The following is a 12,202-nucleotide window of genomic DNA, read 5'->3' on the forward strand; positions in this document are numbered from 1 at the left end:
CAGACCCACCACCATGCGGCGGGATGGTATTGGCCCCGCCGCCACCTGGGTGATCTGCCTGCTGGCCCTGGCCGCTTACGGCCTCAAGATCGAGGGCGGCTATTGGCTCTCCGACGAATATTATGTCGGGTGGGTGGAGCACCTCAGCTGGTTCGCTTCGCTCCGGGGCCGGATGCTGCACTGGAGCCCGCGACCGGTTGCCGAGCTGGTGACCGCCTGCTACCTCTGGCTGGCATACGCGGCCGGGCATGCGCTGATCGTTCCGCTGCTGGCGATCAGCTGGGCCGGCACCATCGGGCTCGTCGCCGGCATCGGCGCCAGGGCCGGCGAGCATCGGCCGTGGCTGTTGGCCGTCATGCTGTTCGTCGCCTTGCTGATGATCGGGCAGCCGGTCGAGTTCTTCTACTGGCCGATGGCGACGATCGCGTACCTGACCGCCTGGGCCGGGCTGGCCGCGGCCACCCTGCTGCTGCGCAACGACACCCGGGCGTTCGTCATGCTGCCGGCCCTGCTGGTGCTGGCGGCATTCTCCACCGAGATGGCGGCGATCGTGGTGCTGCCCTGCTCGGCCGCGATGATCGCCCTGGCCGCCTGCCGCCGTGCGCAACGAGGCGGCATCCTGGCCTGGCTTGCGCCACTCGCCGCGTCCGCAACCGTGTGCCTGCTGGTCAGCCACGGGCGGATGGCCGGGATGAGCGAGATCATGGACCGGAGCAGCCGGATGGCCGGAAACTGGCCGCGTGATCTCGTGGCCGCCACTGCGCCGTTCCTGCGTGATCTGGCGAGTGTCGACGGCATGGCGCTGCTGCCGGGCCTGATCGTCAAGCTGGCGATCCTGGCCATGCTGCCGCCGGCAGCGACGGTGCGGCAGCACGCAGCCGGGGCGCACTACCGCCTCGCCATATGGGTCGCCTGCCTGTTGCTGGCGGCCTATGCCTCGATCGTGCTGGCGCTGCACCAGTTCGGCACCGTGTGCTGCGTCCGCCACGCGACCATGCGCCAAGGGATGTATCTGCTGGCCGCACTCGGACTGGTGTCGCTGTCGCCGGTCGCCATCCCGGCCCGGCTGCGCTGGCCGATCCTGGCGGCCGGCTTTGCCACCCTGCTCGTTGTGCGGGCCCCCGCACTGCGCGCCGACCTGGCCCTGCTGCCGGCGCAGATGACCGCCCGCCAGGCGACCTGGAAATCCGGCCGCCTGCCAGGCGACACGATGACGCTCATCGTGCCGCCGGCCGGGCCTCTATCCGGCGGCCCGTCCTGGGCGGCGCAGACGGTGTGCATCCCTGCAGGGAGGCAGGCCGGGTATGGACTCGAGGGAGTCGCTGCGTTCTTCGGCAAGCGGGTCGTCGACGTGAGGCCATGGAGCCAGCGCACATCCCCCGGTCGCGCCGGCTGCGTGCCCTAGGGGAGCCGGCCGCCGGTTACTGAGCCGGCAGGCAGGCGTCGCGGAACTGGGCGAACGCGCGGGCACGGTGGCTGATCGCGTTCTTTTCGCTCTCCAGCATTTCGGCAAAGCTGCGCGCCTCGCCGTTCGGGACGAACACCGGATCGTAGCCATGCCCGCCGGTGCCACGCGGCGGCCACACGAACTGGCCGTTGATCCGGCCCTCGAAGACCACGTCGCGACCGTCCGGAAACGCCAGGCAGAGCACCGACACGAACCAGGCATGCGCGTCATCGCTCCCGGACGCCTGGAGGTCGTCATGCACGCGCTGCATCGCCACGCCGAAATCCCGCGCAGGGCCCGCCCATCGCGCCGAGAAGATCCCGGGCGCCCCATCCAGGGCCTCCACGCAAAAGCCGGAATCGTCCGCAAGCGCCGGAAGTCCGGACGCACCCGCGGCCGCGTGGGCCTTGAGGCGGGCGTTGCCGGTGAAGCTGTCCTCGGTCTCCTCGGGCTCGGGCAGGTCGAGATCGGCGGCCGACACCAGGGTCACGCCGTGCTCGGCCAGCATTGCCGCGAATTCGGCCAGCTTGCCCGGATTGTGGCTGGCCAGCACAAGCCGGTCGCCATGCGCCAAGCGGGGCGCCAAGCGGGGCGCCAGGCGGGGGGTGTCGTCACTCATTCAATCGAACTCCTGCCGGTTGCGTCCGCCACCGCCGCGCGCTGCATCTCGAACAATGTCGCCGTGCCGAGCCGCGCCAGCCGCATGAGCTCGAGGAACTGCGGCTCATCGAACGGCGCCTGTTCGGCCGTCGCCTGGATCTCGACGATGCCACCCGCCTCGGTCAGCACGAAGTTGGCATCGGCGTGCGCGGCACTGTCCTCGGCGTAATCGAGATCGAGCAGCGCGCCCGCCTCGCCCAGGCCGCAGGACACCGCCGCCACCTGGCCGGTCAGTGGCACCGCGGCCAGCACGCGCTTGCCCACCAGCGTATGCAGCGCCAGGCTCAGCGCGACCCAGGCGCCGGTGATCGCGGCGCAGCGGGTGCCACCATCGGCATTCAGCACGTCGCAATCGACGGTGATGCTCATCTCGCCCATCGCCTTGCGGTCGACCACGGCGCGCAGGCTGCGGCCGATCAGGCGCTGGATCTCCTGGCTGCGGCCGGACTGCTTGCCCCGCGCCGCCTCGCGTTCGCCGCGCTTGTGGGTGGCGCGTGGCAGCATGCCGTACTCCGCGGTCACCCAACCCAGACCCTGGCCGCGCAGGAATGGCGGCACCCGGGATTCGACGCTCGCCGCGCACAGCACCTCTGTGCCGCCCATGCGGATCAGTACGGAGCCTTCGGCATGGTGGGCGAAGCCGGGCTCGATGGAGACCGGACGAATGGCGTCGGCGGCGCGGCCGGATGGGCGCACGGGCAGTCTCCTCGGCAGCGGATGCATGTGGGTGCAGATAGCCCGACCCGGTGTCGTGGCGCCAGATGCGGCGCCAGAACGGCTCAGACGGATGCCACGCGTGTTTGTGTTGTGTTGTTGCGCGCAGGTTCATACGTTGTTCGGCGTGGAGCCTGCATGATCGATCGACCAATTCCGCTTCAGCGGCCAGTTTTGCCGCCTGGGCTGGACCCGCGCGCCGCCTCGATTCTCCGCGAGATCGTCGAGCAGTATGTCGAGACCGGGGACCCGGTCGGAAGCCGCACTCTCTCGCGCAGGCTGCCGCAGCCGCTTTCGCCGGCCACCATCCGCAACGTGATGGCCGACCTGACCGAAGCCGGGCTGCTGTTCGCGCCGCACACCTCGGCCGGCCGGATGCCGACCGAAAAGGGCATGCGCCTGTTCGTCGACGGGCTGCTGCAGTTCGGCAACCTCTCCGACGACGAGCGTGAGACCATCGTGCGCACGCTCGAGACCCGCGGCCGGTCGCTGCAGGACACGCTGGCGGACGCGTCGGCTATGCTGTCGGGCCTGTCGTCGGCGGCGGGCCTGGTGCTGGCGCCGAAGAGCGACGGCCAGATCAAGCATATCGAGTTCGTCGCACTGGGCTCCGGGCGTGCGCTGGTGATCCTGGTCGGCACCGATGGCCAGGTCGAGAACCGGGTGATCGAGACGCCGCCGGGCCTGCCGCCCTCCTCGCTCGTCGAGGCGGGGAACTACCTGAACGCCAGGCTGCGCGGCCTGTCGCTGGCCGAGCTGCGGCTGCACGTCGACAGCGAGATGGCGGCCAACCAGACCGAGCTCGACCAGCTGGCGGCGGGTGTGGTGGAGAGCGGGCTGGCGATCTGGGGTGGCGAGGGCCGCGGCGGCGCGCTGTTCCTGCGCGGCCAGTCGCGGCTGCTCTCGGACGTGACCCAACTCGAACGGCTGTCGACGATCCAGGCTCTGTTCGACCGGCTGGAGACGCAGGAGACGATGCTCCGGCTGCTGGACCTCGCCGAACAGAGCGACGGCGTGCGGATCTTCATCGGCGCCGAGAGCGGGCTGTTCGGGGCGTCCGGGATTTCCATGGTGGTGGCGCCGGCGCGCAACGAGAGCAACCGGATCGTCGGCGCGATCGGCGTGATCGGCCCGCAGCGGCTGAATTACGGCCGCATCATCCCGGTGGTGGATTACACGGCTCGCGTGATCGGCCGCCTGCTCGGCTGACCGGGGTCGGTGTGCCGCCGCAAGCGTGATACCGGCACTGGATGACCTCGATGCGCTGGTCTTCGCCTTGCCGTCCGGGGGCGCGATAGACCGACCGGTGTCCCCCGGTAATCCGACGCGACCACAACCCCGACAAATATCGCTTCAGGGCTTCCGGCTTGCCGGTCCCGTTGACGCACATCCACGATCAACTCGTTCAGCCCGTAATGACGGGTCGGCTTGGCCTCGACCCGGTGCAGATCGTCTTTCCAGCCGTCATTGCTGAAGTGGACCCTCACCAACCGCGCGAAACCAGTTCATGCTCGGTGCCGCTGTCGGCATCGAACTTCCGAATGCCGCTCAGCAGCCGCCTGGCATCGGCCGTGCTGCTGAGCCGATGCACGGTTTCCTGCCAGCCGGCGCATGCCTCCTCGGAGATCATCACCACGTTGCCCTCGCCGACCCGGCGCGTGACCACGAACGGCGCCGGGGTTTCGACCGCCTCGTCCAGGGTGCGCAACGGGTTCTGCCGACGCTCGGTGGAGAACACATGCGCCATGAAGCACCGCCAGCCGACGGGCTGGCACACACCGGTACAGAAGTCAGTGCCAACCCGTCGGATGGCGCCCCTACCGCGCGTTCGGACGGGGAGTGGATGCCGCCAGTTGCGTTGCCCGCAAGACCTGGCGCGCGAACATCCAGTGCGGATATTCGCTCGGCAAGGCGCTGACCTTGTCCAGCGTATCGAGCTCGCCATCGGTCAGCTCGATGCCGGTGGCGGCGATGTTGTCGTCCAGCTGCTCGAGCCGCTTGGCGCCGATGATCACGCTGGTCACCACCTTCTGGTGCAGCAGCCAGGCCAGCGCGATCTGCGCCACCGACACGCCACGATGCTCGGCGATCGGCCGCATCACGTCGATGCAGTCGAACGCGCGATCGCGATTGACCGGCGGGAAGTCGAAATCGGTGCGGCGGTCGCCGGCAGCGCCCTCCTTGTCGCGGTCGTACTTGCCGCTGAGCAGGCCGCCGGCGAGCGGGCTCCAGACCATCAGCCCGACCTGCTCGCTTCGCATCATCGGCACCAGCTCGCGTTCGAGATCGCGGCCGGCGATCGTGTAGTACGCCTGCAGGCTCTCGAAACGGGCGAGCCCTTCCCGCTCGGACACGCCCAACGCCTTCACGATCTGCCAGGCGGCCCAGTTCGACACCCCGACATAGCGCACGTGCCCGTGCTGGACGAGGATATCGAGCGCCCGCACGGTCTCCTCGATCGGCGTTGCCGGATCGAAGCCGTGGATCTGGTACAGGTCGATATGGTCGAGCTGCAGCCGCTTCAGGCTGGCCTTCACAGCACTCAAGATGTGGAATCGTGAGTTGCCGCTGGCGTTGGCGCCGTCGCCGGTCTTGCCATAGGCCTTGGTGGCAACGACGACGTTGTCGCGCGGCACCTTCAGGTTGTGCAGCGCCTGTCCGGTGATCTGCTCCGACAGCCCGTCGGAATAGACGTCCGCGGTGTCGATGAAGTTGATGCCGGCATCGAGCGAACGTCCGACCAGCCGCTCGGCGTCACCCTGCTCGAGCGCGCCGATCTTGCGCCACATCCCGTCGGTTCCGCCGAACGTCATGGTGCCGAGGCAGAGTTCCGAGACGAACAATCCTGTCCGGCCGAGCTTGCTGGTTCGCATCGTCATGATCTCCTGGTGGCGCCGCCAGGCGACGCACGGGGATCAACGTCCGCGCGCCGCCGGAGTTGAGGCGCCCTCAGCGCGTCGTCACGCGGATCGCGACATCGATGTTTCCGTGCACGGCATTCGAATACGGACATACCCGATGCGCCTCCTCGACCAGCGCCTCCGCGGCTGCCTGGTCCAGCCCGGTGATCGCCACGTCCAGCGCCACCGACAGCGCGAACCCGCCGGCATCGTTGGAATGCAGCCCGACCTCGGCCACCACCTCGATCGCGCTGTCCGCGACCTTTACCGACCGGTTGCGGCTGACATGGATCACCGCGTTGCCGAAGCATGCGGCGTAGCCGGCGGCAAACAGCTGCTCCGGGTTGCTCGCACCACCCTTGCCGCCGAGGCTAGGCGGCAGCGCCAGATGCAGGTCGAGCAGGCCGTCATCGCTACGGACGGTGCCGGCGCGACCACCGACGGCAGTGACTTTCGTGGAATAGAGCGTGGGCATGGGCGTCTCCGATCAATGCGTGGGTGTGGGGTGGGCAGCCGGCGCCGGAGCGGCCGACTGGTTCTCCGTCCGGCGGATGAAGTCGGCGGAGTTGTCGTGCAACTGGCGCAGGCTGTCCTCGTGCGCATACACCATGTGCCCCGACTGATACTGCCGGATCTCGACATTGGCCGCGAGCGCCTTCGGGATCGGCAGATGGCGCATCTCGTACACGCCCTCGAAATACGGCGTGCCGAGGTCGAAATATCCCTGGTTGAGCTGCACCTTCAGCTTCGGGTTGTATTTCATCGCCGCCGCCAGGTCGGGCAGCACGTTCGGCGCCCCCCGGAAGGGATACGGCGTGCTCGGCGGCTGGTGGGTGAAGCTCCACTCGCGGATGTTGTTGGCACTCAGCTTGTAGTCCATCCAGCCATCGCCGGTGGGCCCGCCATCGGCGTAATGCAGCACCTTGCGGGCATAGTCGTTGAACGCCGAAACATACGCCGAGGAGAGTGCCGCCCCCATCGGATCGTAATCCGGACGCTGCGCCAGCGGGTCCATCGCCGGTCCGGAGAAGCGGCTGTCGAGCCGGCCGGTATTCATCTCGTCCGGTCCCAGCAGCGTCTGTTCGAACTCGCCGCCATTCACCCGCAGGTTGGCCTTCTTGATGTAGTCGACAGGCAGCCCGGTATAGTCATGCAGCCGCCCGGCGATGCGGTCGCGCTCGGCGTCGTCGAGCGAGGTCCCGGCCTGCAGCGCCTGCGCGTAATCCGTGGTGGCGAAATGCTCGACCTCGTCGAGGAACTTCCGCAGGTCGGCCGGCTGGGTGGCGAGCTTGTGGTGGTAGTACGCGGTGGCGGCGAAACTCGGCAGCGCCAGCATGTAGGGCTGGTCGACGCTCGGATTGTTCTGCGGGCCGTCGATGCTGTTGTCGTAATCGAGGATCTGCGAGAGCAGCATCACGCCGTTCACGTCGATGCCCTTGTCCTGCTGCAGGTCGTGCACGACGATCGCCGAACGGGTGGTGCCGTAGCTCTCGCCGAACAAATATTTCGGCGAGTTGTAGCGCCCGTAGCGACCGAGGAACTGCGCGATGAAACTGGTGAAGGCGTCGGCGTCCGGATCGGTGCCGTAGAACGCCTTTTCCTTGTCGCGGCCCTCGATGCGGCCGAACCCGGTGCCGGGCGCGTCGATGAACACCAGGTCGCTCGCATCGAGCAGGCTGTCGTCGTTGTTCACCAGCTGGTACGGCGCGGCGGCGGTATGCGCGTCGTCGGCGGTGACGATCCGGCGCGGTCCGAACGCACCCATATGCAGCCAGACCGTCGCCGAACCCGGGCCGCCATTATAGACGAAGGTGATCGGCCGGTTCTCCGGACGCGCGCCCTTCTCGAAATAGGCGACATAGAACATCGAGGCTTCCGCGGTCGGGTTCTTGTCGTCCTTGCCGTCAGGGTTGCTGTTCGGGTCGGAATCGTCCCAGCCCTTGGGGTGGATGACGAGCGTGCCGGCGACCGCCTGGTAGTCGATCTTCTGGCCGCGCACCGTGACCGACCCGTCCGAAGTCTTGGCGACCGGCATGAAATGCGGCTGCTTCGACTTCGCGTCCCCGGCCGCCGGCGTTGCCGTGGCCACCGGATCGTCGGCAGCGCGAGCCGACCCTGACACCGGATTGAAAACCAGCAGGGGAACAGCCGCCAGGAGGGCCCCCCGATACGACAGGGCTCGGGGGCAGGCAAGGCGTCGCGACAAGGGCATCTCCCGGAAACCTGGAACCGCCGGCACGATCCGGCCGCCCGTTCTGGCCCGGAAATCCTCGCGTCACAACATGCTCTGGCAGGCCAGCACCCGGGTGATCTCGTACGCCGGCATCGGCGCGCCGAGCAGATGCCCCTGCACCGCGGCGCATCCCATCGCGGCCAGCGTCTGCAGCTGCTGCCGGTCCTCGACGCCCTCGGCGATCACGTCGATCCGCATGGCTTTGCCCAGCGCCACGATCCACTCGACGATGGCGATGCTGCGCGGCCGGCTCGCCATCCCCGCCACGAACGAGCGGTCGATCTTGATCGTGTCCATCGGATAGCGGTCGAGGCTGCCGAGCGAGGAGAAGCCGGTGCCGAAATCGTCGAGCGCGATCCGCACGCCGAGATCCCGCAATGCCACGAGCGTCTCGCCGGTCTCCTCGGGCTGCTGCAGGAACACGCTCTCGGTCACCTCCAGCGTGACGCTGCCGGGGGGCGTCGCGGAGGCCGCCAGGGTGTCGGCGACGAACGCCACGAACAGCGGGTCGCGCAACTCGCCAGCCGAGATGTTGACGTTGAGGTCGAGCGACATCGTCGGAAACCGCTGACGCCAGGCGATCGTCTGGGAGCAGGCCTCGCGCAGCACCCAGCGCCCGATGGTGCGGATCAGCCCGGTTTCCTCGGCGGCGGCGATGAAGCCCACCGGCAGCACCAGGCCGCGCTCCGGATGCTGCCACCGCACCAGCGCCTCCAGCCCGATGATCTCCGACGTCGTCGTGCTGCAGATCAGCTGGTAGTGCAGCACGAATTCCTGCCGGCTGACCGCGCCGCGCAGGTCGATCTGCAGCTGCAGCGCGTCGACCGCCTGGTTGTGCATCGTGCCGGCAAAGATCACGTAGCCGCCGGTATCGTGGCGCTTGGCGTGGTACATCGCGGTATCGGCGTCGCGCAGCAGCTCCTGCGGCAGGCGGTGCTCCGCCGTCGCCTCGACCACGCCGACACTGCACGAGATCAGCATCTCCTGGTCGCCCAGCCAGAGCGGTCGGCCGATCGTCTCGATGATCGTCCGGGCCAGCCCGACCACCGGCTCCATGTTGTCCACGTTCTCGACCAGCACGGCGAACTCGTCGCCGCCGAGCCGGGCCAGCGTGCCGAGTCCGCCGACGCAGGCCTTGACGCGCTGGCTCACCTCCATCAGCAGGGCGTCGCCGACCGAGTGCCCCAGGCTGTCGTTCACCAGCTTGAACCGGTCGACATCGAGGAACAGCACGGCGCAGCCGAAGCCCGGCTCGTCTCGCATGCGGCCCAGGGCCACGGTCACGCGCTGGATGAAATAGGCCCGGTTGCGCAGCCGCGTCAGGTCGTCGTGGAAGGCGCTGTAGAGCAGCTCCGCCTCCACCAGCTTGCGCTCCTGGATCTCGGTCTCGAGCGCCCGGGCGTGCCGATGTGCCTCGCTCAGCAGCGCCGCCTGGCGATACTGGGCCTGCTTCAGCGACTGGATGTCGGTCGTGGTCCCGAGCCATTGTGCAGGCCGGCCGACCTCGTCGGGCAGCAGCATGGCGCGCGAGCGGTGCCAGTTCCAGTCGCCGGTCGATGCCCGACGGACCCGCATCTCGACATCGAAGCAGCCCCGCTCCGGCGCCGCCGACCATGCCGCCAGCACCGAGTCGCGATCCTCGGGATGCACCGCCGCCAGCCAGCCATGGTCCGCTGCGGCCTCCTGGTCCTGGCCGGTGTAACCGAGCCATTGCGGGCTGGCCCAACTCCACATGCCGTCATCCGCGGACCGCCAGATGAGCTGCGGCATCCCCTCGATCAGGTCGCGCAGCTGCCGCTCGATCTGCGTCATCCACTCGGTCGTCAGCCGCTCCGGGGTGGTGTCGCGGATGATCTTGATGAAGCCGGCACCCGCCTTGGCGAGCGGCATCATCAAGCCCGACCCCCAGAACCGCGTGCCGTCGCGATGGAGCAGCCAGCGATCGTCGCCGGCGCGACCCTCGCTCAAAGCGAGCTTCATCTCCAGCGCCGGGATCAGGGCGGATCGATCCTCCGGCGTGAAGATCGTTTCGATGCGACCGCCGATCATCTCCCACTCCGGATATCCGAGCAGGCGCTCCGCGCCGACGTTCCACATCGTGATGACGCCGAGGGTGTCGAACGCGATCACCGCGAAATCGGTGGCGCTGCCGACGACCAGCCGCAGGAGCTCGCTGCTGACCGGACCCGGCTCCCGAAGACCGTCGCCGCCGCCATGTCCAGAGATCACGCGGTCACTCCACAGTGGCGATGTCGCAAATATAAGTCACGATGATCACCCGCCAAGTTTTGTCTCAGAAATGAAGCGTAATAGCCAGCCATGACAGATGCACCCATTCGCGAGGCTCGCGCGGGAACATCTCGATGCCGGGGCTGTTGCAGCTCCAGCCCGCCGCTGCCCTCGGCGACGCACGACCCGGAGCCGCCCGCCCATGCCGAACCCCACCGCATCGATCATCGTCATCGGCAACGAGATCCTGTCCGGTCGTACCCAGGACGTGAACGTGCAGTTCCTGGCCAGCCGGCTGGGCGGCATGGGGATTTCGCTGCGGGAGGTGCGGGTGATCCCCGACATCCGCGCGACCATCATCGACACCGTGAACGAGCTACGCGCGCGGTTCGACCACGTGTTCACCACCGGCGGCATCGGCCCGACGCACGACGACATCACCAGCCCCTGCATCGCCGAGGCGTTCGGGGTGCCGTGGGAGCCGCACGAGCCCACCATGCGGATGATGCAGGCGCATTATGCTCCGGGCGAGTTCAATGCCGCCCGCCAGCGCATGGCGACCCTGCCGCGCGGGGCCAGGCCGATCGAGAACCCGGTCTCGATGGCGCCCGGTTTCTCGATCGGCAACGTCCATGTCATGGCGGGTGTGCCGCGGATCATGCGGGCGATGTTCGACGCCCTGGCCCCGGAACTCGAGGGCGGGCTGCCGGTGAAGTCGGTGACGATGCATGCCGAGCGGCTGCTCGAGGGGTCGCTCGCCGACCCGCTGGAGCGGATCCAGATGGAGTTCCCCGACCTGGATATCGGCTCCTACCCGTTCGAGCGTCCGGACGGGCGACGCGGCGTGGCGCTGCTGGCCAAGGGGACCGACGACGATGCGCTCGAGGCGGCGAGGCTGCGGATCGAGGCGCTGATCGGCAGCCTCGGCCATACGCCGATCGCGGGCGAACCTGCGCCCTGAGTGATCTGGCTGGGGTGTTGCGGCTCAGAAGGCGCCGAGACGTCCCATCGCCAGGTACTTGTCGCGCCGCTGCGCCTTGAGCGCTGCCGGATCGAGCAGGCAGAGCGCGGGCAGGGCCAGTGCCAGCGCGTGGCGCACGGACTCGATGACCATCGCCGGATCGCGCTGCGCGCCGCCGAGCGGCTCCTGGATGATCTCGTCGATCAGCTTGAACTGCTTGAGGTCCTGCGCCGTCAGCCGCAACGCTTCCGCCGCCGCCGTGGCCTGGGTGGTATCGCGCCACAGGATCGACGAGCACGCCTCGGGCGTGATCACCGAGTAGATCGCGTGCTCCAGCATGAACACCCGGTCGCCGGCTGCCAGCGCGATCGCTCCGCCGGAGCCGCCCTCGCCGATCACCGTCGCCAGGATCGGCACCGGCGCCGAGAGGCAGGCATCGATAGAGCGGGCGATCGCCTCGGCCTGGCCACGTGCTTCCGCATCGATGCCGGGAAACGCGCCGGGGGTGTCGACGAAGGTCAGGATCGGCAGCCGGAACCGGCCGGCGAGCTCGACCAGCCTGACCGCCTTGCGGTAGCCCTCGGGCCGCGCCATGCCGAAATTATGCCGCAGCCTGGTGTCCAGGTCGGAGCCGCGCTCGGTCCCGATCACCACCACCGGACGGCCCTCGAATCGGCCGAGCCCGCCAACCACCGCCTGGTCCTCGGAGAAGGAGCGATCGCCTGCGAGCGGCACGTATTCGGTGATCAGGGCGGCGATGTAGTCGAGCGCATGCGGCCGCTGGGCATGGCGGGCGACCTGCACCTTCTGCCAGGGCGTCAGCTTGGAGTAGGTCGCGCGGAGCTGCTTCTCGGCCTTCTCCTCGAGCTTCGCGACCTCTTCGCCGATCGGCAACGCACCGGCGTCGGTGCTGGCAGCGTCGCGATCGGTGCCGGGGCCGGCCAGCAGGGCAACGCCGGTCGGGACGCCGCCGACCGGCAGGGACATCCGGCGCAACTCGTCGATCTTGTTCTCGAGCTCGGCGATCGGCTTTTCGAAGTCGAGGAATTGTCGCATGG

Annotated in this window: 12 protein-coding genes; 3 read left to right on the forward strand and 9 right to left on the reverse strand. The window is 68.5% G+C overall.

Features of this window, described 5'->3' with window-relative positions:
* Window positions 1–13 precede the first annotated feature (13 nt).
* Complete coding sequence (locus ACOEQ2_RS02545; RefSeq protein WP_419729820.1) at window positions 14–1,405, forward strand: hypothetical protein; 1,392 nt, start codon at window positions 14–16, stop codon at window positions 1,403–1,405.
* 16 nt (window positions 1,406–1,421) lie between these two features.
* Here the strand turns inward: ACOEQ2_RS02545 and rdgB are convergent, their stop codons facing one another.
* Together rdgB and rph are read right to left on the reverse strand one after the other, a co-directional pair.
* On the reverse strand, window positions 1,422–2,066 hold the full coding sequence (rdgB, locus tag ACOEQ2_RS02550) for an RdgB/HAM1 family non-canonical purine NTP pyrophosphatase (protein ID WP_419729821.1): 645 nt from the start codon (window positions 2,064–2,066) through the stop codon (window positions 1,422–1,424).
* Window positions 2,063–2,803 (reverse strand): ribonuclease PH, encoded by a 741-nt coding sequence (gene rph, locus ACOEQ2_RS02555; RefSeq protein WP_419729822.1) that lies wholly within the window; start codon window positions 2,801–2,803, stop codon window positions 2,063–2,065. Before rph ends, rdgB begins: the two co-directional genes overlap by 4 nt.
* A gap of 156 nt (window positions 2,804–2,959) precedes the next feature.
* On the opposite strand from rph, the gene hrcA reads away from it, so the two are divergent.
* Window positions 2,960–4,030 (forward strand): heat-inducible transcriptional repressor HrcA, encoded by a 1,071-nt coding sequence (hrcA, locus tag ACOEQ2_RS02560; protein ID WP_419729823.1) that lies wholly within the window; start codon window positions 2,960–2,962, stop codon window positions 4,028–4,030.
* Here hrcA and ACOEQ2_RS02565 read toward each other — a convergent pair.
* From ACOEQ2_RS02565 to ACOEQ2_RS02590, 6 genes are all read right to left on the reverse strand, one after another.
* Window positions 3,978–4,211: a type II toxin-antitoxin system YoeB family toxin gene (locus ACOEQ2_RS02565; RefSeq protein WP_419729824.1), complete on the reverse strand. Its 234-nt coding sequence runs from the start codon at window positions 4,209–4,211 to the stop codon at window positions 3,978–3,980. The two genes, hrcA and ACOEQ2_RS02565, sit on opposite strands and share 53 nt — an antisense overlap.
* A 93-nt stretch (window positions 4,212–4,304) precedes the next feature.
* Entirely contained in the window at window positions 4,305–4,568 is a 264-nt protein-coding gene (locus ACOEQ2_RS02570; RefSeq protein WP_419729825.1) for a type II toxin-antitoxin system Phd/YefM family antitoxin, read from the reverse strand.
* Between the two features lie 70 nt (window positions 4,569–4,638).
* On the reverse strand, window positions 4,639–5,700 hold the full coding sequence (locus ACOEQ2_RS02575) for an aldo/keto reductase (protein WP_419729826.1): 1,062 nt from the start codon (window positions 5,698–5,700) through the stop codon (window positions 4,639–4,641).
* Window positions 5,701–5,770: 70 nt separating this feature from the next.
* Window positions 5,771–6,196 (reverse strand): organic hydroperoxide resistance protein, encoded by a 426-nt coding sequence (locus ACOEQ2_RS02580; RefSeq protein WP_419729827.1) that lies wholly within the window; start codon window positions 6,194–6,196, stop codon window positions 5,771–5,773.
* Between the two features lie 12 nt (window positions 6,197–6,208).
* Window positions 6,209–7,756, reverse strand: coding sequence for a S10 family peptidase (locus tag ACOEQ2_RS02585; protein WP_419731118.1), 1,548 nt, complete (start codon window positions 7,754–7,756; stop codon window positions 6,209–6,211).
* A gap of 240 nt (window positions 7,757–7,996) precedes the next feature.
* Entirely contained in the window at window positions 7,997–10,183 is a 2,187-nt protein-coding gene (locus ACOEQ2_RS02590; protein WP_419729828.1) for an EAL domain-containing protein, read from the reverse strand.
* Window positions 10,184–10,385: 202 nt separating this feature from the next.
* On the opposite strand from ACOEQ2_RS02590, the gene ACOEQ2_RS02595 reads away from it, so the two are divergent.
* Window positions 10,386–11,144, forward strand: coding sequence for a competence/damage-inducible protein A (locus ACOEQ2_RS02595; protein WP_419729829.1), 759 nt, complete (start codon window positions 10,386–10,388; stop codon window positions 11,142–11,144).
* 24 nt (window positions 11,145–11,168) lie between these two features.
* Here ACOEQ2_RS02595 and ACOEQ2_RS02600 read toward each other — a convergent pair whose 3' ends face one another.
* Window positions 11,169–12,200, reverse strand: a complete 1,032-nt coding sequence (locus ACOEQ2_RS02600; RefSeq protein WP_419729830.1) for an acetyl-CoA carboxylase carboxyltransferase subunit alpha — start codon at window positions 12,198–12,200, stop codon at window positions 11,169–11,171.
* Window positions 12,201–12,202: the final 2 nt, after the last annotated feature.

It is taken from the genome of Lichenicola sp. (assembly GCF_965198575.1).
Classification (GTDB): Bacteria; Pseudomonadota; Alphaproteobacteria; order Acetobacterales; family Acetobacteraceae; genus Lichenicola.